The sequence below is a fragment of the Leclercia sp. EC_58 genome (genome assembly GCF_019584355.1).
Taxonomy (GTDB): Bacteria; Pseudomonadota; Gammaproteobacteria; order Enterobacterales; family Enterobacteriaceae; genus Enterobacter.
The window spans coordinates 1,827,142-1,847,627 of record NZ_VDAM01000001.1 but is presented as its reverse complement, the minus strand read 5'-3'; the positions used below and the strand labels follow the sequence as shown (position 1 = coordinate 1,847,627).

At 56.3% G+C, this 20,486-nt stretch carries 18 protein-coding genes and 1 pseudogene; all 19 read right to left on the bottom strand.

Annotated features, from left to right (window positions below; translation table 11 throughout):
• Positions 1-47 precede the first annotated feature (47 nt).
• Positions 48-1,304, bottom strand: a complete 1,257-nt coding sequence (gene ftsA, locus FHC51_RS08990) for a cell division protein FtsA (protein ID WP_103178274.1) — start codon at positions 1,302-1,304, stop codon at positions 48-50.
• A 2-nt stretch (positions 1,305-1,306) separates the two neighbouring features.
• Positions 1,307-2,140 carry a cell division protein FtsQ gene (ftsQ, locus tag FHC51_RS08985; RefSeq protein ID WP_114315894.1) on the bottom strand — a complete coding sequence of 278 codons (834 nt, stop codon included), beginning with the start codon at positions 2,138-2,140 and terminating at the stop codon, positions 1,307-1,309.
• A gap of 1 nt (position 2,141) precedes the next feature.
• A complete protein-coding gene (locus FHC51_RS08980; RefSeq protein WP_156237816.1) occupies positions 2,142-3,062 on the bottom strand; it encodes a D-alanine--D-alanine ligase in 921 nt (306 codons plus the stop codon).
• Positions 3,055-4,530 carry a UDP-N-acetylmuramate--L-alanine ligase gene (gene murC / locus FHC51_RS08975; RefSeq protein ID WP_114315896.1) on the bottom strand — a complete coding sequence of 492 codons (1,476 nt, stop codon included), beginning with the start codon at positions 4,528-4,530 and terminating at the stop codon, positions 3,055-3,057. Before murC ends, FHC51_RS08980 begins: the two co-directional genes overlap by 8 nt.
• 59 nt (positions 4,531-4,589) lie before the next feature.
• Positions 4,590-5,654 (bottom strand): undecaprenyldiphospho-muramoylpentapeptide beta-N-acetylglucosaminyltransferase, encoded by a 1,065-nt coding sequence (gene murG / locus FHC51_RS08970; RefSeq protein WP_103823248.1) that lies wholly within the window; start codon positions 5,652-5,654, stop codon positions 4,590-4,592.
• Positions 5,651-6,895 (bottom strand): cell division protein FtsW, encoded by a 1,245-nt coding sequence (ftsW, locus tag FHC51_RS08965; protein WP_039030375.1) that lies wholly within the window; start codon positions 6,893-6,895, stop codon positions 5,651-5,653. The genes murG and ftsW overlap by 4 nt, the downstream gene beginning before the upstream one ends.
• Positions 6,895-8,211, bottom strand: coding sequence for a UDP-N-acetylmuramoyl-L-alanine--D-glutamate ligase (gene murD, locus FHC51_RS08960; RefSeq protein ID WP_220435364.1), 1,317 nt, complete (start codon positions 8,209-8,211; stop codon positions 6,895-6,897). The genes ftsW and murD overlap by 1 nt, the downstream gene beginning before the upstream one ends.
• Positions 8,212-8,213: 2 nt before the next feature.
• Positions 8,214-9,296 (bottom strand): phospho-N-acetylmuramoyl-pentapeptide-transferase, encoded by a 1,083-nt coding sequence (gene mraY, locus FHC51_RS08955; protein WP_220435363.1) that lies wholly within the window; start codon positions 9,294-9,296, stop codon positions 8,214-8,216.
• A complete protein-coding gene (gene murF, locus FHC51_RS08950) occupies positions 9,290-10,648 on the bottom strand; it encodes a UDP-N-acetylmuramoyl-tripeptide--D-alanyl-D-alanine ligase (RefSeq protein ID WP_103823245.1) in 1,359 nt (452 codons plus the stop codon). The genes mraY and murF overlap by 7 nt, the downstream gene beginning before the upstream one ends.
• A complete protein-coding gene (gene murE, locus FHC51_RS08945) occupies positions 10,645-12,132 on the bottom strand; it encodes a UDP-N-acetylmuramoyl-L-alanyl-D-glutamate--2,6-diaminopimelate ligase (protein ID WP_220435362.1) in 1,488 nt (495 codons plus the stop codon). The genes murF and murE overlap by 4 nt, the downstream gene beginning before the upstream one ends.
• Positions 12,119-13,885, bottom strand: coding sequence for a peptidoglycan glycosyltransferase FtsI (locus tag FHC51_RS08940; RefSeq protein ID WP_114315899.1), 1,767 nt, complete (start codon positions 13,883-13,885; stop codon positions 12,119-12,121). The genes murE and FHC51_RS08940 overlap by 14 nt, the downstream gene beginning before the upstream one ends.
• A gap of 15 nt (positions 13,886-13,900) precedes the next feature.
• Positions 13,901-14,266, bottom strand: a complete 366-nt coding sequence (ftsL, locus tag FHC51_RS08935) for a cell division protein FtsL (RefSeq protein WP_103823242.1) — start codon at positions 14,264-14,266, stop codon at positions 13,901-13,903.
• A complete protein-coding gene (gene rsmH / locus FHC51_RS08930; protein ID WP_103178263.1) occupies positions 14,263-15,204 on the bottom strand; it encodes a 16S rRNA (cytosine(1402)-N(4))-methyltransferase RsmH in 942 nt (313 codons plus the stop codon). The genes ftsL and rsmH overlap by 4 nt, the downstream gene beginning before the upstream one ends.
• 2 nt (positions 15,205-15,206) lie before the next feature.
• Positions 15,207-15,665 (bottom strand): division/cell wall cluster transcriptional repressor MraZ, encoded by a 459-nt coding sequence (gene mraZ / locus FHC51_RS08925; RefSeq protein WP_103178262.1) that lies wholly within the window; start codon positions 15,663-15,665, stop codon positions 15,207-15,209.
• A 599-nt stretch (positions 15,666-16,264) separates the two neighbouring features.
• Positions 16,265-17,269, bottom strand: a complete 1,005-nt coding sequence (gene cra / locus FHC51_RS08920; protein ID WP_220435361.1) for a catabolite repressor/activator — start codon at positions 17,267-17,269, stop codon at positions 16,265-16,267.
• Between the two features lie 179 nt (positions 17,270-17,448).
• The gene (ilvN, locus tag FHC51_RS08915) at positions 17,449-17,940 is read right to left on the bottom strand and encodes an acetolactate synthase small subunit (RefSeq protein WP_032616525.1); all 492 of its coding nucleotides are present in this window, start codon (positions 17,938-17,940) and stop codon (positions 17,449-17,451) included.
• A complete protein-coding gene (gene ilvI / locus FHC51_RS08910; RefSeq protein ID WP_220435360.1) occupies positions 17,940-19,664 on the bottom strand; it encodes an acetolactate synthase 3 large subunit in 1,725 nt (574 codons plus the stop codon). The genes ilvN and ilvI overlap by 1 nt, the downstream gene beginning before the upstream one ends.
• A gap of 385 nt (positions 19,665-20,049) precedes the next feature.
• A pseudogene (leuO, locus tag FHC51_RS08905) lies at positions 20,050-20,376 on the bottom strand (transcriptional regulator LeuO); the annotation flags it as partial.
• Between the two features lie 11 nt (positions 20,377-20,387).
• On the bottom strand, positions 20,388-20,486 hold a 99-nt coding region (locus FHC51_RS08900), incomplete at its 5' end, for an IS1 family transposase (protein WP_000641146.1).

Below are 20,486 nucleotides of genomic sequence, written 5' to 3'. Positions count from 1 at the left end.
GTGCCTGTCGCCTGAAACCGTTAATTCTCTCCGGTCTCTTACAAAAATTAAAACTCTTTTCGCAGCCAGGTGTTGATTCGTTTAAACCACGAACCCACCGACGTGCGTTTTTCTACTTCTGCTTCGCCACTAAGATGGGTTTCCTTCCCGTAATGAAGCAAGCCCACTGCCGTTGAGTAATACGGCTCCTGAGCATAATCCGTCAGACCGGTGATGTTCAGCGGTGCCCCAATGCGCACCTGCGTATGGAACACGCGCTGAGCGCAAGCCGCAAGACCTTCAATTTGCGCCGCGCCGCCGGTTAATACAATCCCCGCCGCAAGATGATGTTTAACCCCCTGCTGGCGAAGCTGTTCCTGTAATTGCAAAATCTCTTCGTTCACGAGGTTGAGCAGCTCGGTATAACGCGGCTCAATGACCTCGGCCAACGTCTGGCGCTGCAGGCTGCGCGGCGGACGACCGCCGACGCTCGGCACTTCGACGCTCTCATCTTTGCCCACGATGGAGCCCAGCGCACACCCGTGGCGCACTTTAATCGCCTCAGCATCGCTCGGTGGCGTACCAAAGGCATACGCGATATCGCTGGTGACCACATTCCCTGCATAAGGGATAACTTTAGTGTGGCGCAGCGCACCGCCGGTATAGACGGCCATGTCCATAGTACCACCGCCGATATCGACGACACAGACGCCCAGCTCACGTTCGTCTTCGGTCAGCACCGAATAACTTGCCGCCAGACCGGCGAAAATAAGTTGGTCAACTTTCAGGCCACAACGTTCCACGGCTTTAACAATGTTCTTCGCCATATCGTTGTGACATGTGATCAAGTGCACTTTTGCCTGCATACGCACGCCTGAAAGTCCTACCGGATTTTTAATGCCTTCCTGATAGTCGATGGCGTATTCCTGCGGGATCACATGCAGTACGCGATGCTCATCGCGGACACGCACCGACTTCGCAGTATGCACTACGTTCTCGACGTCTTCCTGCGAGACTTCTTCTTCTGAGATCGGCACCATACCGATCTCGTTCTGGCAGCTGATATGTTTGCCAGAGAGTGCCAGATACACGGAGGAAATCTGGCAATCTGCCATCAGTTCGGCCTGATCGATGGCGCGCTGTACGCATTTCACCACCGACTCGAGGTCGTTTACCCCACCTTTATCCATACCACGGGAGGGGCAGCTGCCCACGCCAATGATATTGACCATACCGTCGGGCAGAACTTCCCCTACTAAAGCAGCAACCTTCGCAGTGCCAATCTCCAGTCCTACTACCAGTTTTCTGTCCGTCGCCTTGATCATTGTTATTCTGCCTGTACCTGAGCCTGATTCTGTTGCTGATTAGGTTCCTCAACCGGGGCCGGGGACCACCCGACCGATGCGCCTGAGTCATAGCGCAAATCAACGTAGCTAATCCTTTTGCCTTCAGCCTGCGCCTGCTGCTGCAGAACGGGATAGAGTTCTACAAAACGTTCCAGACGCTTCATCGTGTCACCCCGCCCCAGGTTCAGCTTAATATCGTTCGTCAGCGTCAACTGCCAGGAACGACGCGCCGTCATTGCAGCCTGTTTCAGGGTAAAACGATCCTTAGCCAGCACTTTCCCCATGCTACGAAAACCTTCCAGCACTTCGTTTTCGCTGCCTTCCGGCCCATACAACATAGGTAAATTTTGCTTGCTGACACGATCGGCCGGGACGCTGAAAGAAACTCCCTCTACGTCAACCATATGCTGATCATTCCAACGCGCAATGGGTACATATTCAACCAGATGAATCTTCAATTCATCAGGCCATTGCTTTCTGACGCTTGCCTGTTTAATCCACGGCAGGCGCTCAATCTGACTCTGAATAATGTTTACATCCTGCGTCATGAAGGTGCCGGGCGATCCTAATGCCAGGATCGACTGACGGATATCATCATTACGCGTGTAGTGACGGTCACCCGTTACTACCAGTTTCGACAGAGGCAGACGTTGTGCATCTTCCATCCAGCCGAGCACCATCCAGCCGCTAACAAACACAGTACACAGCACGGCGAGCAGGAAGGTGATCCCTGCAAGACGCGTTCCATTACTCCGCCGGGAAGTATATTCTTCTTCCTCGTCGCGGTTTCGCGTGTTCAGCGCAGCCTGAGACATATCAGCCCGCCTGATCCAGAATGCGAACCACCAGCTGCGAGAAGCTCATTCCCGCCTGGCGAGCCGCCATCGGCACCAGACTGTGGCTTGTCATACCCGGTGAGGTATTGGCTTCCAGCAGATAAAACTGCCCGTCGCTATCCTGCATCACATCAATTCGTCCCCAACCACGGCAGCCAAGTACATGCCAGGCTTTCAGCACCAGAGCATTTAAAATGGCTTCACGCTCCGCTTCCAGACCACTTGGGCAGAAATATTGCGTCTCATCAGAGAGATACTTCGCCTCATAATCATAGAAGGTTCCGGCAGGTTGGATACGAATTGACGGTAAAATTTCTTCACCAAGCATCGCAACGGTAAATTCCGGTCCGCTTAGCCATTTTTCCACCAGAACTTCTTCATCATGTTGAAATGCCAGCGCTAATGCAGATGATATATCGTCAGCTTTATCTACTTTAGACATTCCTACGCTTGAGCCTTCACGGCTGGGCTTAACGATCACCGGTAAACCCAAGGCAGCAATACGCTCGCTCACGCTTTCGGCAAGGCCCTGCTCAAATTCACGACGGGTCAATGCCACCCACGGCGCAACCGGTAAGCCAGCGCCCTGCCAGAGCAGTTTGCTGCGCAGTTTGTCCATGGAGATGGCCGACGCCATCACGCCGCTGCCGGTATAAGGCAGGCCGATGATATCCAGCAAGCCCTGCAACGTGCCATCTTCACCGCCGCGACCGTGCAGCGCGATAAACACTTTGTCAAAACCCATCTCTTTCAGGCGCGTCACGTCGGTCTCTTTCGGATCGACCAGGTGCGCATCAACGTCACCTTCCCGCAGCCCTGCCAGCACCGCGGCGCCGGAATTCAGGGAGACCTCGCGCTCAGCCGAGGTGCCGCCAGCGAGGACCGCAATCTTATCAGCCATGGCGCTCTTCCTCCGAAATTTGCGGCTTAAGTTTGATTTCGGCCAGTGTACGGGCGATTTTGCCGATATTTCCTGCCCCCTGCACCAGAATCAAATCATTGCCGGTCAATACCGGGGCAAGCATGGCTGCCGCCTGGGCATGATCGGAGACCAGAATCGGGTCGACCTTGCCGCGCCCACGAATGGTACGGCACAGCGAACGGCTGTCGGCACCCGGAATGGCCGTCTCACCCGCTGAGTACACTTCCAGCATCAGCAACGTATCAACCTGTGAGAGCACATTAGCGAAATCGTCGTATAAGTCACGGGTACGGGTGTAACGGTGTGGCTGGAACAGCATAACCAGATTTTTGTCCGGCCAGCCCGCGCGCGCCGCTTTGATCGTGGCATCCACTTCTGTCGGGTGGTGTCCGTAGTCATCCACCAGCATTGCGGTGCCGCTTTTGCCGTTAACCTCATCCAGCGGAAACTCGCCGAGGAAATCAAAACGGCGCCCGGTTCCCTGGAAGCTTTCCAGCGCCCGCAGAATCGCCTCGTCGTCAATGCCTTCCTCTGTGGCGACCGCAACGGCTGCCGCAGCGTTAAGGGCGTTATGGCGCCCTGGCGCGTTAAGCGTTACCTGCAACAGCTCTTTATCCTGACGCGCCAGGGTGAAATGCCCCTGCGCACCGATCTGTTTGAAACTCTCTATGCGGACATCAGCATCTTCGCTGAAACCGTATGTGGTGATCTGACGTCCGACACGCGGCAGCAGCTCGCGGATCACCGGATCGTCAACGCACATGACCGCACGTCCATAAAACGGCAGGTTGTGCAAAAAGTTTATAAAGGTTTGCTTTAAATTTTCGAAGTCGCCCTGGTAGGTATCCATATGGTCGGCTTCGATGTTGGTCACAATCGCCACCATCGGCTGCAAATGCAGGAACGAGGCGTCGCTCTCATCCGCTTCCGCGATGAGATAACGGCTGTGCCCCAGGCGAGCATGTACGCCCGCCGCTTTGACCAGGCCGCCGTTAACGAAGGTCGGATCGAGACCCGCTTCGGCATAAATACTGGAGACCATCGCCGTAGTGGTGGTTTTACCGTGCGTACCGGCAATGGCGATGCCGTGACGAAAACGCATCAGCTCGGCCAGCATCTCCGCGCGGCGGATCACCGGGATACGCGCTTCATGTGCGGCAACGATTTCCGGGTTATCGGCGGGAATGGCGCTGGAGACCACGACCACGCTCGCATCAAGCACGTTTTCCGGGCGGTGATTAAAATAGATGGTCGCACCCAGCGACGCCAACTGTTGCGTAACAGGGTTCGGCGCCAGATCGGACCCGCTGATCTGGTAGCCTTCATTTGCCAGCACCTCGGCAATACCGCCCATACCGGCGCCGCCGATGCCAACAAAGTGAATGTGCCGGACGCGACGCATCTCGGGCACGATTGAACGCAGTTTCGCCAGTTGTTGTGTATTCATTCTCTAAACGCCATCGACTACTTCAAAAAAATCGTGCAGCGCAACACGCGCTGCGAGGGTTACGCCTGGGCTGCCAGGCTCACTTCTTTCGCCACCCGCTCCGTTGCATCCGGGATCGCGGCGGCACGTGCGTGCTGCGCCATCGCCAGTAATGTCTCCCGGTCCCAGCCCGCCAGGGTGGTGGCGACCGCGTCGGCGGTAAACTGCGGCTGTTCAAAAATTTTCGCGGCGCCAGCTTTCTCAAGCGGCAGCGCATTCCAGTACTGCTGACGATCTTTGTGCTGGAACGGCACAAACAGCGCCGGCAGACCAGCGGCGGCGATCTCGCTCACCGTCAGCGCGCCGGAGCGGCAGACCACGACATCGGCCCAGGCATATGCTGCCGCCATGTCGTCGATAAATTCGGTCACTTTATGCTGCGGCTGTCCGGCTTCGGCATAGGCTTGCTCTACCGTTTGCTGCGCGCCTTTTCCGCTTTGATGCCAGATGGTCACAGCGCTGCCGAGCTTCGCCGCAACCTGCGGCAGAGTCTGGTTCAGCACGCGCGCGCCCTGAGAGCCCCCCACGACCAGCACCCGCACCGGCCCTTCACGGCCAACGAGTCGCTCCTGCGGCAATGGCAGGGCCAGCACGTCAACACGCACCGGGTTGCCTACCACGTCGGCTTTCGGGAATGCCCCTGGAAAAGCCTGCATCACTTTGCTGGCAATTTTCGCCAGCCATTTATTGGTGAGGCCCGCGATACCGTTCTGCTCGTGGAGCACAACCGGAATACCGAGCGACCACGCCGCCAGTCCGCCAGGACCGGAGACATAACCGCCCATCCCCAGCACTACGTCCGGCTTAAAACGCTTCATGATCGCCCGCGCCTGACGCCAGGCGTTGAAAATACGCACCGGCGCCAGCAGCAACGCTTTGATCCCCTTGCCGCGCAGGCCGGAGATACGAATAAAGTCGATCTCAATCCCGTGCTTCGGCACCAGATCGGCCTCCATGCGGTCGGCGGTTCCCAGCCAGCGTACCTGCCAGCCCTGATCCATTAAATGGTGCGCAACCGCGAGCCCGGGGAACACATGTCCGCCAGTACCGCCCGCCATCACCATTAACCGCTTCGGTTGATTCATCGTGAACCTCGTGTAAACGCCTGGGCATTTTCCAGACGCGTTTCATAATCTATGCGTAACAAGAACATAATGGCGGTCGACATGATCAACAGACTCGAACCACCGTAACTGATTAACGGCAACGTCAGACCTTTGGTTGGCAGCATACCTGCTGCGGCACCTACGTTAACCAGCGCCTGGAAGCTAAACCAGATCCCGATTGAGCAGGCTAAAAAGCCTGAAAAACGGTGATCGATAACCAGCGCTTTTCGGCCAATCGACATCGCACGGAAAGCGACGAAGAATACCATTAATAGCGCTAATACCACACCGATATAACCCAGTTCTTCCCCAATAATGGAGAAGATGAAGTCGGTATGCGCCTCGGGTAAATATTCCAGTTTCTGGACCGAGTTCCCCAGCCCCTGTCCCCACATTTCACCGCGGCCAAAGGCCATCAATGACTGGGTCAGCTGATAACCGCTGCCGAATGGATCTTCCCAGGGATTCCAGAAAGAGGTCACGCGGCGGATACGATACGGCTCGGCGAGGATCAGCAGCACGACCGCGGAGATCCCCATCCCGATGATGGCGATGAACTGCCACAGTTTCGCCCCCGCCAGGAACAGCATCGCCAGCGTGGTGACGAACAGCACCACCACGGTCCCGAGGTCCGGCTGGGCCAGCAGCAGTACCGCCAGCACCAGAATCACGCCCATCGGTTTTAAGAAGCCGCGCAGGTTGTTACGCACCTCATCCACCTTACGCACCAGGTAGTTGGCGAGATAGCAGAAGAGCGACAGCTTGGTAAATTCCGCCGGCTGAATACGCAGCGGGCCAAAAGCAATCCAGCGCGATGCCCCGTTCACCGAGCTCCCGACCACCAGCACGATCAGCAGCATCACGATCGAGGCGATGAGCATGGCGGTACTGTGGCGCTGCCAGAACGCCATCGGCAGGCGTAACGTCACCATCGCCAGACAGAACGCCAGGATGATGTAGAGCCCATCACGCTTGGCAAACAGGAAAGGATCGTTCGCCAGTCGTTGCCCGACGGGCATCGAAGCCGAGGTCACCATAATAAAACCAATCGCCGCCAGCCCCAGCGTGAGCCAGAGCAGCATGCGGTCGTACATCACCAGGCTATCGGAGTCTTTATCCCGGGAGCCCATGACCCAGCCTTTTAATGCCGACGAGATCCAGACCAGGATGCCAAATCCTGGCAGGCGCGGCATTTTTGGGCGAGGGAGAGAGAAACGCATCAGCCTAACTCCTTCGCCAGGCGGGTAAAGAGATCCCCCCGCTGTTCGAAATTCTTAAACTGATCGAGGCTGGCGCAGGCTGGAGAGAGCAGCACCATATCGCCCGGCTTCACGCGAGGGGCAATCAGGCGCATTGCCTGTTCCATGGTTTCGGTCTGCTCGGCAATCTCAGGCCGCAGTTCAGCCAGTTCCCTGCCGTCACGACCAAAGCAGTAGAGACGGATGTTATCGCCGGAGAGATACTGCTTCAGAGAGGTGAAATCGGCGGATTTACCGTCGCCACCCAGCAGCAGATGCAGAGTGCCATCGACGTGCAGGCCGTTCAGCGCCGCTTCGGTGCTGCCGACGTTGGTGGCTTTGGAATCATTGATCCAGCGCACGCCGTTATGCTCCAGCGCCAGCTGGAAACGGTGCGCCAGTCCGGTAAAGGTGGTTAACGCCTGCAGGCTGGAGGAACGTGGAAGACCGACGGCATCCGCCAGCGCCAGCGCCGCCAGCGCATTGGTGTAGTTATGCTGACCGGAAAGCTTCATCTCCTTCACGTTCAACACTTTCTCACCTTTCACCCGCAGCCAGGTTTCACCCAGTTGACGGTTCAGATGATAATCACCCATGGTGATACCAAAGCTGATGCAGCGGTCATCGGCGCCGCGTACCGGCATGGTCAGGGCATCATCGGCGTTAACGACGCAGACTTTCGCATTTTCATAAATACGCAGTTTGGCAGCGCGATACTGCTGCAGACCAAACGGATACCTGTCCATATGATCTTCCGTCACGTTCAGGATCGTGGCCGCGGCCGCATGCAGGCTGGAGGTGGTCTCCAGCTGGAAGCTGGAGAGTTCCAGTACGTACAGCTCACAGCCTTTGTCCAGCAGCATCAGCGCCGGCAAACCAATGTTGCCGCCAACGCCGACATTTTTACCCGCCGCTTTCGCCATCTCACCCACCAGGGTTGTGACGGTGCTTTTTCCGTTAGAACCGGTAATGGCGATAACCGGCGCCTGCGCTTCGCGGCAGAACAGCTCGATATCACCGACAATCTCAACGCCCGCATCGGCCGCGGCGCTCAGTGAAGGGTGCGCCAGCGCCATACCGGGGCTGGCCACAATCAGATCGGCTGCCAGCAGCCAGTCATCATTCAGACCACCAAGGTGGCGTTCAACCTGTTCCGGCAGTTTGTCCAGACCAGGCGGAGAGACACGCGTATCCATCACGCGCGGCGTGACGCCCCGCGCGAGGAAAAAGTCCACGCAGGAGAGGCCAGTTAAGCCTAACCCGATGATAACGACTTTTTTACCCTGGTAATCTGCCATGATTAACGTACCTTCAGCGTTGCCAGGCCAATCAGCACCAGCATCAGCGAAATAATCCAGAAGCGCACGATGACGCGCGGTTCCGGCCAGCCTTTCAGTTCATAGTGGTGATGGATAGGTGCCATCCGGAAGATGCGCTGACCGCGCAGCTTGAAGGAGCCTACCTGCAGGATCACCGACAGGGTTTCAACCACGAACACACCGCCCATGATCACCAGCAGGAACTCCTGGCGCAGCAGCACGGCGATAATGCCCAGCGCGCCGCCCAGTGCCAGCGAACCCACGTCGCCCATAAAGACCTGCGCCGGGTAGGTGTTGAACCACAGGAAGCCTAAACCTGCGCCGACAATCGCCGTACAGACGATCACCAGCTCACCGGCGTGACGCAGATAAGGAATATGCAGATAACTGGCGAAGTTCATGTTGCCGCTCGCCCACGCCACCAGGGCAAAGCCCGCCGCGACGAAGACCGTTGGCATAATGGCCAGGCCATCAAGACCGTCGGTCAGGTTTACCGCGTTGCCGGTACCGACAATCACAAAGTAGGCCAGCAGAATGTAGAACAGGCCCAGCTGCGGCATCACATCTTTAAAGAACGGCACCACCAGCTCGGTAGCAGGGGTGTCTTTTCCTGCCAGATAGAGCGCGAAGGCCACGCCCAGCGCAATCACCGACATCCAGAAATACTTCCAGCGGGCGATCAGACCTTTGGTGTCTTTACGTACCACTTTGCGGTAGTCATCGACAAAACCGACAATTCCGTACCCAATCAGCACCACCAGCACGCACCAGACGTACGGGTTTGACGGGTAAGCCCACAGCAGCACCGACACCACAATCGCGGTGAGGATCATAATGCCGCCCATGGTCGGCGTACCGCGTTTACTGAAGTGTGATTCCGGACCGTCGTTACGTACTACCTGGCCAAAAGAGAGTTTTTGCAGACGGGCAATCATGCGCGGACCCATCCACAATGAGATGAACAGCGCAGTCAGCAGGCTGACGATGGCGCGAAACGTCAGGTAGGAAAAGACGTTAAAGCCGGAATAATATTTGACCAAATGCTCGGCCAGCCAAACTAACATGTCCCATTCTCCTGTAAAGCGTGCACAACCTCTTCCATGGCAGCACTGCGTGAACCTTTCACTAAAACTGTCACAATTTGTTGTTCTGCAACCAGTGCCTTAAGGCGAGCGATCAACGCCGCTTTATCGGCAAAATGCTCACCGACGCCGCTGGCCTGGCTGATAAATTTACTGAGGTGACCGGCGCTTAATACGCGATCGATACCGGAGGCTTTTGCCGCCTCGCCCACTTGCTGGTGGCAGGCTTCGCTCTCATCGCCCAGCTCGGCCATATCGCCAACCACCATCACGCGATAGCCTGGCATCTCAGACAGCACCTGTACCGCAGCGGTCATGGAGCCGACGTTGGCGTTGTAGGAGTCATCCAGCAGCAGTTTGTTTTCCGCCAGCGGGATCGGGAACAGGCGTCCGGGAACAGCTTTGAGGTTTGCCAGCCCGCTTTTGATAGCAGACAGCGGCGCGCCGACGGCCATCGCCAGCGCACTCGCCGCCAGAGCATTGGCGATGTTGTGGCGGCCCGGCAGCGGCAGCAGTACGTCCACATTCCCCGTTGGGGTCTGCAACGTAAATTCGGTGCCGTGAGAGGTCACATGAATGTTGTTGGCGGTGAAGTCGCTGTTCGCAGCATTAGGCGAGAAGCGCCAGGTTTTGCGATCCCCGATAACGCTTTGCCAGTTCAGCCAGTCGTTATTATCGGCATTCATAATGGCGATACCGTTGGCCGGCAGGCCGGTGTAGATCTCGCCCTTCGCTTTTGCCACGCCTTCGAGCGAGCCGAAGCCTTCCAGATGTGCCGCCGCCAGGTTATTCACCAGCGCCGCTTCCGGTTGCGTCAGGCTAACGGTCCAGGCGATTTCCCCCTGGTGATTGGCACCGAGTTCGATTACCGCAAACTCATGCTCGCGGGTCAGACGCAGCAGCGTCATCGGTACGCCAATATCGTTGTTCAGATTGCCTGCGGTATAGAGAGTATTGCCACACTGGGTGAGGATGGCGGCCGTCATCTCTTTAACGGACGTTTTACCAGAGGAGCCGGTCAGCGCCACAACGCGCGTCGGAACCTGCTGGCGAACCCATGCCGCCAGTTCACCAAACGCCAGACGGGTATCTTTTACCACCGCCTGCGGCAGGTCGATATCCAGTTTACGGCTTACCAGCAGCGCACCTGCGCCCGCGGCTTTCGCCTGCTCAGCAAAATCGTGCGCATCGAAACGCTCACCCTTAAGCGCCACAAACAGGCAGCCAGGGGTGATTTTACGCGTGTCGGTGGTCACCGCATCGAAACTCATCTCATCGCCGCTGACGTCTGCGCGCAGGATCGTCGCAAGCTGGCTTAGCGTTACGCTGATCATGCCACTACTCCCAGCAGACGCGCCGCGGTTACACGGTCGGAGTAATCCAGACGGTTGGTGCCGACAATCTGATAATCTTCGTGGCCTTTACCGGCCAGCAGCACCACATCGTTCTCGTTAGCCTGCATGATGGCGTTAGTCACCGCTTCTGCGCGGCCTTCCACCACGCGGGCACGGCCCGCATCCAGCATACCGGCCAGAATGTCGTTGATGATGGCGCGCGGCTCTTCGGTGCGCGGGTTGTCATCGGTCACGACCGCGATATCCGCGAATTGTTCAGCAATGGCGCCCATCAGCGGACGTTTGCCTTTATCGCGATCGCCGCCGCAGCCAAAGACGCACCACAGTTTACCGGCGCAGTGCAGGCGCGCGGCTTCCAGCGCTTTCTCCAACGCATCCGGCGTGTGGGCATAATCCACCACCACCGTCGGTTTGCCTGGGGCGGTGAAGACTTCCATGCGGCCGCAAACCGGCTGCAGGCGCGCGGAGGTACGGAGCAGTTCCGCCAGCGGATAACCCAGCGCCAGCAGGGTCGCGAGAGCCAGCAGCAGGTTGCTGACGTTGAATGCCCCCATCAGGCGACTCTCGATTTCCCCTTCACCCCAGCTCGAAGCAAAGCGAATGGTCGCGCCGCTATCGTGATAGGTCACGTCGGTGGCCTTCAGCCAGCGGCCATGGCAGTTCGGATTGATATGATCGGCCATGGAGACCGCAACGGCATCTGGCAGCTTAGCCAGCCAGCGGCGACCCACTTCGTCATCGGCGTTGATGATCGCCTGACCGCAGTGATGCGTGGCATACAGCTGCCATTTCGCCGCTTCGTAGTTTTCCATGTCGCCATGGTAATCGAGGTGATCCCGGCTCAGGTTAGTGAACACAGAGGCGGCAAATTTCAGCGCCGCGACACGGTGCTGTACCAGCCCGTGAGAAGAGACTTCCATCGCCGCGAAGGTCGCGCCCTGCCCTGCCAGACCGGCGAGCACGTGCTGTACGTCAACGGCAGAGCCGGTGGTATTTTCCGTTGGGTTCACTTTGCCCAACAGACCATTACCCACGGTCCCCATCACCGCGCTGGTTTCACCCAGCAGTTGCGCCCACTGCGCCATCAGCTGCGTGGTGGTGGTTTTACCGTTGGTGCCGGTTACGCCAACCAGACGCAACCGGTCAGAGGGTTCGTTATAAAAACGTCCCGCCAGCGCAGAGAGACGTTCATTCAGCTGGCTGAGATAGATGACCGGCACGCCATGCATTTCACGGACTTCACCGTCAGTGGCCTCATCTTTTGCCTCAGCAATAATGGCAGCAACACCTTGCGCTATCGCCTGCGGGATATACCGACGCCCGTCCGCCTGATGACCTACGACTGCCACAAAAAGATCGCCCGAGGCAGCCACACGGCTGTCGAGTACCATCTCTCGCAGTTCTCTCGCAGGTAAGCCTGTTACCCACGGAGCAAGAAGGTCGCGCAAATTACGATCTGCCACCTGTTCCCTCGCCTTGATTAATTACAAATTCACTTTTCTCGCCCGTTGCCAGCGCATCCGGCTCGATGTTCATGGTGCGCAGTACGCCGCCCATGATGGCACCGAAGACCGGCGCGGAAACGGCGCCACCGTAGTATTTACCCGCCTGTGGATCGTTGATGACGACCACCAGCGCAAAACGCGGATTACTCGCAGGCGCAACGCCTGCGGTATATGCAATGTATTTATTGATGTAGCGGCCATCTGGCCCGACTTTTTTCGCCGTACCGGTTTTGATCGCGATGCGATAGCCTTTGATCGCCGCCTTCACGCCGCCGCCGCCGGGCAGCGCCACGCTTTCCATCATGTGAACGACGGTACGGACGATCGATTCCGGGAAGATACGCTCACCGGGAACCGGGGGATCAACTTTGGTAATTGAGAGCGGGCGATAGACGCCATAGCTGCCAATCGTTGCATAGACACGCGCCAACTGTAACGGCGTTACCATTAGCCCGTAGCCGAAAGAGAAGGTGGCCCTCTCTATGTCAGACCACCGTTGTTTTTGAGGATATAAGCCACTGCGTTCTCCGACCAACCCCAAATTGGTCGCCTTTCCCAGCCCAAAACGTGAGTAAGTTTCTACCAACGCTGAGGACGGCATCGCTAACGCCAGCTTAGAAACGCCAACGTTACTCGACTTCTGTAAAACCCCGGTGAGGGTCAATTCGCTGTAACGCGCCACGTCTTTGATCTCGTGACCGTTGATGCGGTAAGGCACGGTATTCAACACGGTGTTTTCATTGACGATACCGCGCTGCAGGGCGGTCATCACCACCATCGGTTTCACCGTGGAACCCGGCTCGAAGACGTCGGTGATGGCACGGTTACGCATGGCGTCTTTGGCCGTGCCGGTAAAATTGTTCGGGTTGTAAGACGGGCTGTTGGCCATCGCCAGCACTTCACCGGTGCTGACATCCACCAGCACGGCGCTGCCGGATTCCGCTTTGTTAAAGGCGACGGCGTTATTCAGCTCACGGTAGACCAGCGCCTGCAAACGCTCGTCAATACTCAACGCCAGGTTGTGCGCCGCCTGGCTGTCGGTTGAAGAGATATCTTCAATCACGCGACCATAGCGGTCTTTACGCACCACGCGCTCGCCCGGCTGACCGGTCAGCCACTTATCGAAACTCTTCTCAACGCCTTCAATCCCCTGGCTGTCGACGTTGGTAAAGCCAATTAGGTGGGCGGTCACTTCTCCGGACGGGTAGTAGCGACGCGACTCTTCACGCAGGTGAATGCCGGGCAGCTTCAATTTTTTGATGTAGTCGGCCATGTCAGGGTTAACCTGACGCGCCAGATAGATAAAGCGCCCTTTCGGGTTAGCATTGACGCGAGCAGCCAGCTGATCGAGCGGCATTTTCAGCGCGTCAGAGAGCGCCTTCCAGCGGTTATCCAGGGAGATCCCGCCAGCGTCATGCAGCTCTTTCGGATCCGCCCAGATCGCTTTCACCGGTACGCTGACCGCCAGCGGGCGGCCAGAACGGTCGGTGATCAGGCCACGCGATGTCGAGACTTCCTGAACGCGCAGGGAGCGCATATCGCCCTGGCGCACCAGCATGTCGGGGGCAATGATCTGCAGCCACGCCACGCGTCCCAGCAGGAAACCCAGCGCCAGTAAAATGCAGCCGCACAGCAACGCAAAACGCCAGCTGATAAAGCTGGCCTGTTCTTCCTGACGTTTTGGTTTTAGCGCCTTCGCCGCGGATTTCATGCGTCGCGTTTTTCCTTATTTTTGTACTACGATATTTTCCTGAGAGGGATCAACATGCTGCATCTGCAGCTTTTCCGTTGCGATCCGTTCCACCCGGCTGTGATCGCCGAGCGCATTTTCTTCAAGGATCAGATTTCGCCACTCGATATCCAGCGCATCACGCTCCAGCACCAGCTGTTCGCGCTGCGCCGTTAACAAACGGGTATGGTGCGCGGTGGTCACGACGGTGATCGCCGACACAATGATGCAAATAAACAGGCACAGTGGCAGCTTGCCGAAACGCAACAGATCGTCCCAGATCACGCCCGGCAACGCATGACGCTCGTTGCTGCCTAACGTCTCTTTGACCTTGCTTAAGGTGCCTGCCACTTTGCCGATCATGCACTCGTCCTTTCTGCAATACGCAGCACTGAACTACGGGCGCGTGGATTCTCTTCCACTTCTGCCTCGCCCGGCATTAACTTGCCCAATGCGCGCAGCTGACGGCCACCCAGCTTTTTGAGCTGCTCTTCCGTCATCGGTAAACCGGCCGGAACCTGCGGACCGCGGCTTTGCTCGCGCATAAAACGCTTCACGATGCGATCTTCCAGCGAGTGGAAGCTGATAATCGACAGGCGACCACCCGGCGCGAGTACGCCAAGCGAACTTTTCAGCGCCTGCTCGATCTCCTCGAGCTCGCTGTTCACCCAGATGCGAATTGCCTGGAAAGTACGGGTGGCGGGATGTTTGTACTTATCCTTCACCGGCGTTGCCGCCGCGATCACTTCAGCCAGCTCTTTGGTACGGGTCATCGGCTCAATGCGGTTGCGCTCAACGATGGCGCGCGCGATACGCTTGCCAAAACGCTCTTCGCCGAAGGTTTTGATCACCCAGGCGATATCCGCTTCATCAGCCGTTTGCAGCCACTCGGCGGCGGACTGGCCGCGCGTCGGATCCATACGCATATCCAGCGGACCGTCGCGCATAAAGGAGAAGCCACGTTCAGCGTCATCAAGCTGCGGTGAGGAGACGCCAAGATCGAGAAGAATGCCGTCGATCTTGCCGGTTAAATCGCGCTCGCTGACGTAATCAGCCAGCGCAGAGAAAGGACCATGAACAATAGAAAAGCGTGGATCATCAATAGTTTTTGCCACGGCAATGGCCTGCGGATCGCGATCGATCGCCAGCAAACGGCCTTCCGCGCCCAGTTGGGAGAGGATTAAACGTGAGTGGCCACCCCGGCCAAAAGTGCCATCAATATAGATGCCATCAGGACGAATATTCAGGCCATTGACGGCCTCATCCAGTAGCACCGTCGTATGTTTATAATTTTCCATCATATTTATAGAGACAAATCCTGCAATCGTTCCGACAATGTCGCGGAATCAGACTGCTCAGCGTCGATATCTTCCTTGACCCGTTGATACCAGGCCGTTTCATCCCACAGTTCAAACTTATTGAACTGTCCGACCAGCATCACTTCTTTTGTCAGACCCGCATGCTGCCGCAGCACTGGCGCAATCAATAAACGCCCCGCGCTATCCATCTGACATTCACTGGCATGACCCAATAACAGCCGCTGCACGCGGCGTTCCTGCGGGTTCATGCTCGACAGTCGAGACAGCTTTTGCTCAATGATTTCCCATTCAGGCAAGGGGTAAAGCAACAGGCAGGCGTGGTTGATGTCAATGGTGCAGACCATTTGACCAGAAGCGCTCTCGTTCAGCTGGTCGCGATATCGGGTTGGTACCGACAAACGCCCTTTGCTGTCGAGATTGACTAACGTCGCTCCACGGAACATGCCAGTCTCACCCCTCCTCACCACTTTTACCCACAAATTCCCACTTAAGGGAGTTTACGGAGCGATGGAAAAGCTTGTCAAGCCAGGACTTCCGCGACATCAGTCTAAATGTTACTGATTTACGAACGGAAGTTAATCAGGCTATTAACCGTACAACTGGCGAGGCAAAATTAACGTGATGAATATTTGTGAGAAAAAACTCCAATATGCAGAGCAGCGTTAAAAATCACTCATCTCGTCGCAACCAAATATAAAGTGTCAGTTTGCGACGCGGGCGGCATTTTAAGCCATATCGTCAGGGGTGAACAGCGCCAGATTCAACGCTGCCGCCGCGTCGAACGCTGATAAGCGGATGGCGGAAAATTCAGGGGGCAAAAATGGTTGATAATTCAGCAATGATGATCGGTTGTGTAACAAAATAATACAAATAATGTCATTAATGGCTTTTAAATAAACATGAAAAGAAGTTTTAAATAGCAAAGTGAAATAATAAGGCTGTGAGGCGATGTTTTTTATAGAATTATCTTAAAAAGAATAAGGGCATTCCTGAGCGGATTAATAGCAATAAATTCAGGGCAGTTTCCACTGCCCTGTATCTCTTATGACCGGCTCAATATGCCGCGACGATAGAGGTTACGACGGATGCGCGTCAGCCCCGGTTTAGGCTTACGCGGCTCATCGAGACTCGCCAGCACAATCTCCAGCACCCGTTCTGCCACGTCACGATGACGCTGGGCGACTGCCAGCACCGGGCACTGCAGGAAATCGAGCAGTTCGTGATCGCCAAAGGTCGCAATCGCCAGATCGGACGGCAGCTTGCCTTCGCGGCGCAGCGTCACGTCCATCACCCCTTGCAACAGGGCAAAAGAGGTGGTGAACAGCGCCTGCGGCATCTGATGGGTTTCCAGCCACTTCTCGAACAGCTGCGCCGAGGCTTCGCGCTCGTAGCTGTTGGCATAGAGGAAATCCACTTTACGGGGATCGTCTTTCCAGGCGGTGCGGAAACCCTGCTCGCGCAGGAAGCTCACGGAGAGTTCCGGCAACGCCCCCAGGTAGAGGACATTTTCCGCCGGGAAGGTACGCAGCTCTGCCGCCAGCATTTCAGCATCGTCCTGATCGGCACCCACCACGCTGGTGAAATGTTCGCGATCTAATGCACGGTCGAGGGCGACAATCGGGAAGGAATCATTAGCCCAACGCTGATAGAAAGGATGCTCCGGAGGTAACGAGGTTGAAACGATAATGGCATCGACCTGGCGCTGGAGGAGATGCTCGATGCAACGCATTTCGTTATCGGGCTGATCTTCTGAGCAGGCGATCAACAGTTGATAGCCGCGCTGACGCGCCTGACGCTCAAGATAGTTGGCGATCCGGGTGTAACTGGTGTTCTCCAGATCCGGGATCACCAGGCCGATCGAACGGGTACGCCCGGCACGCAGACCTGCTGCGACAGCATTCGGATGGTAGTTATGTTCACGAACCACTGCCATGACTTTCTCAACGGTCTTGTCGCTGACACGATACTGCTTCGCTTTACCGTTAATCACATAGCTTGCCGTCGTTCGCGACACACCGGCGAGCCTGGCGATTTCATCCAGTTTCACAATTACCCCTTAAAAGAAAGAAAAGAGTCCATGACCTCGTCAGGGTTATGGCTAAATCTTGTAACATCTAAACGCAGAATAGTCTGTGCGGCAACCGCTTTTGTCGCGACACCGGCATCGGTGCGCAAAAAAAAGCCCGGTTACTCGCACCGGGCAATAGAGAGGCGAACTTTTTATCCTTAACGCATCACTTTGTCGCCGCGGGAAAGTCCCACAACGCCTGAACGCGCCACTTCGACAATTTTTGCCACATCCCGCACCGAGGCGAGGAAAGCATCCAGCTTATCGCTGGTGCCGGCAAGCTGAACGGTATAGATAGACGGTGTGACATCGATTATCTGCCCGCGGAAGATATCCGCATTGCGTTTCACCTCTTCACGCCCGTAACCGGTGGCCTGAATTTTCACCAGCATGATTTCACGTTCAACGTAGGCCCCCTGCCCCAGCTCGCTGACGCGTAAGACATCCACCAGTTTGTGCAGCTGCTTTTCGATCTGCTCCAGCACCTTGGCGTCGCCCACCGTCTGGATGGTCATGCGGGAAAGCGTGGGATCGTCTGTCGGCGCTACCGTCAGGCTTTCAATATTGTAGCCACGCTGTGCAAAGAGCCCAATCACGCGCGACAGCGCACCGGACTCGTTTTCCAGTAATACAGATAATATCCGGCGCATCAGGTTCTCTCCGTTTTGCTTAACCACATTTCATCCATACCGCCGCCGCGAATATGCATCGGATAAACATGCTCGGTGCCATCCACAACCACATCGACAAAGACCAGGCGGTTATTTTTAACGTGCTCAAGGGCTTCACTGAGCTTCGCTTCCAGCTCTGCCGGATGACTGATACGCATACCAATGTGGCCGTAAGCCTCTGCCAGACGCACAAAATCCGGCAATGAATTCATATAGGACTGCGAATGGCGACCGGAATAGATCATATCCTGCCACTGCTTCACCATCCCCAGATAGCCGTTGTTCAGATTGAGCACCAGCACCGGCAGCTCGTACTGCAGCGCGGTGGAGAGTTCCTGAATGTTCATCTGGATACTGCCATCGCCGGTCACGCAGACCACCGTCTCTTCCGGTAATGCCAGCTTCACGCCCAGCGCGGCGGGCAGGCCAAAGCCCATGGTGCCCAGACCGCCGGAGTTGATCCAACGACGTGGCTTATCAAACGAGTAATAGAGGGCGGCAAACATCTGGTGCTGGCCGACGTCCGAGGTCACGTAAGCGTCGCCTTTGGTCAGACGCCAGATAGTTTCAATCACCGCCTGCGGCTTGATGTTCTCGCTTTGGGTATCGTATTTCAGGCACTGACGCGCACGCCACTGCTCAATCTGCAGCCACCAGTCACGAATATCGTCGAGCGGCTGGGCATAATTTTCCTGCGCCAGCAGCTCCAGCATTTGGTCCAGCACCTGACGCGCATCGCCCACAATTGGCACATCCGCCGGCACGGTTTTGGAAATCGAGGTGGGATCGATGTCAATGTGCAGCACCGTGGCATCAGGACAATATTTCGCCAGGTTATTGGTGGTACGATCGTCAAAGCGCACCCCAACGGCAAAAATAACGTCGGAGTTGTGCATCGTCATATTGGCTTCGTACGTGCCGTGCATACCGAGCATGCCGAGCGCCTGACGATGGGAAGCCGGGAACGCCCCGAGTCCCATTAATGAGGAGGCCACCGGCAGGTTCAGCTTTTCGATAAGCGCACGCAGCTGCGTTTCGCACTGGGCGTTCACCGCCCCGCCGCCAACGTAGACCACCGGCTTTTTGGCCGCTATCAGGGTTTGCAGGGCACGCTTAATCTGCCCCTTATGTCCCTGGGTAGTAGGGTTATACGAACGCATGCTGACCGACTCCGGCCAGACATAAGGCAATTTATTGGCCGGGTTGAGAATATCTTTCGGAAGATCCACCACCACCGGCCCCGGACGCCCGCTGGCCGCCAGCCAGAAGGCCTTTTTCAGCACGCCCGGAATATCTTCCGTCTGCTTGACCAGGAAACTGTGTTTCACCACCGGACGGGAGATGCCGACCATGTCGCACTCCTGAAAGGCATCATAGCCAATCAGCGAGGTTGCAACCTGACCGGAGAGCACCACCATCGGAATGGAATCCATATAGGCGGTAGCGATACCCGTAATGGCGTTCGTCGCGCCAGGACCCGATGTCACCAGCACGACCCCCACTTCACCTGTCGCACGTGCCAGTCCATCAGCCATATGTACGGCGGCTTGCTCATGACGCACCAGGACGTGTTCGATACCGCCAACGGTATGTAGTGCGTCGTAAATATCGAGGACCGCGCCTCCAGGGTAACCGAACACTTGCTTCACGCCCTGATCGATTAACGATCGGACGACCATTTCGGCGCCAGACAACATCTCCATGATTTGCCTCCAGGCTTATCGTTTCAGACGGACAGGAGAAATATGCACTGCGCCGTCTTTTTTGTCAGGGTTACCCCTGGCGATTTTTATTGTGCAGAGTGACAGTTACCATAACCGCTCGCCGGAAGGCAGGCAATTAGCAAACCCCGGCTGGCGCAGGATCACAAAAGAAGAAAAACAAGGTATTAATATTTGTTATGGATAAATCGACTACGAGAACGAAGGTGAGTGAGCGTTCATCATTTAAAATGGGGGCGGCACAGTAATTCATGCATTTTTACGGCCAGCAAAGGGCAGTGAAAATATCCTCAACAGAATAAAATTTCAGAAACGAAAAAAAAGTCAGGATAAATAACAATAATACTGAAATTTATCCTGACCACATTTATCGACGGCAGACGCTAACCAACAGCTCTTCCATCCACTGATGACCTTTATCGCGACCGGCCGCTTCATGCCATGAGAGATAGCAGGTGCGTGAGTTAAGGTTCAGCGGCAACGGCATAATCCGCAGGCTCAGCGGCTCGGCAAACTCTTCAGCCAGCCAGCGCGGGGCGATGGCAACCAGATGAGTTTGCGAGACGATATTTAATACGCTGACCATCGCCATCCCCTGATAAGCTACACAGGCCTGCTTATCTGGCGTGTCATACCATGGCTGGCTAAAAGAGGCGTAGCGATCGAGCGCAACAACCGCATGCTGTTCGCGGTAATGACTCCAACTTACTGATAGTGTTTTATGTTCAGATAATGCCCGATGACCTTGTCATGCAGCTCCACCGATTTTGAGAACGACAGTGACTTCCGTCCCAGCCTTGCCAG

What these genes read in the sequence shown, in the direction of transcription:
- ftsL (WP_103823242.1), bottom strand. Translation starts at nt 14,266, where the DNA reads ATGATCGGCAAAGTGGCAGGCACCTTAAGCAAGGTCAAAGAGACGTTA.
- FHC51_RS08980 (WP_156237816.1), bottom strand. Translation starts at nt 3,062, where the DNA reads ATGGCTGATAAGATTGCGGTCCTCGCTGGCGGCACCTCGGCTGAGCGC.
- murC (WP_114315896.1), bottom strand. Translation starts at nt 4,530, where the DNA reads ATGAATACACAACAACTGGCGAAACTGCGTTCAATCGTGCCCGAGATG.
- ilvN (WP_032616525.1), bottom strand. Translation starts at nt 17,940, where the DNA reads ATGCGCCGGATATTATCTGTATTACTGGAAAACGAGTCCGGTGCGCTG.
- ftsW (WP_039030375.1), bottom strand. Translation starts at nt 6,895, where the DNA reads ATGCGTTTCTCTCTCCCTCGCCCAAAAATGCCGCGCCTGCCAGGATTT.
- mraZ (WP_103178262.1), bottom strand. Translation starts at nt 15,665, where the DNA reads ATGTTCCGTGGAGCGACGTTAGTCAATCTCGACAGCAAAGGGCGTTTG.
- ilvI (WP_220435360.1), bottom strand. Translation starts at nt 19,664, where the DNA reads ATGGAGATGTTGTCTGGCGCCGAAATGGTCGTCCGATCGTTAATCGAT.
- ftsQ (WP_114315894.1), bottom strand. Translation starts at nt 2,140, where the DNA reads ATGTCTCAGGCTGCGCTGAACACGCGAAACCGCGACGAGGAAGAAGAA.
- mraY (WP_220435363.1), bottom strand. Translation starts at nt 9,296, where the DNA reads ATGTTAGTTTGGCTGGCCGAGCATTTGGTCAAATATTATTCCGGCTTT.
- ftsA (WP_103178274.1), bottom strand. Translation starts at nt 1,304, where the DNA reads ATGATCAAGGCGACGGACAGAAAACTGGTAGTAGGACTGGAGATTGGC.
- FHC51_RS08940 (WP_114315899.1), bottom strand. Translation starts at nt 13,885, where the DNA reads ATGAAATCCGCGGCGAAGGCGCTAAAACCAAAACGTCAGGAAGAACAG.
- murD (WP_220435364.1), bottom strand. Translation starts at nt 8,211, where the DNA reads ATGGCAGATTACCAGGGTAAAAAAGTCGTTATCATCGGGTTAGGCTTA.
- murF (WP_103823245.1), bottom strand. Translation starts at nt 10,648, where the DNA reads ATGATCAGCGTAACGCTAAGCCAGCTTGCGACGATCCTGCGCGCAGAC.
- murG (WP_103823248.1), bottom strand. Translation starts at nt 5,654, where the DNA reads ATGAATCAACCGAAGCGGTTAATGGTGATGGCGGGCGGTACTGGCGGA.
- rsmH (WP_103178263.1), bottom strand. Translation starts at nt 15,204, where the DNA reads ATGATGGAAAATTATAAACATACGACGGTGCTACTGGATGAGGCCGTC.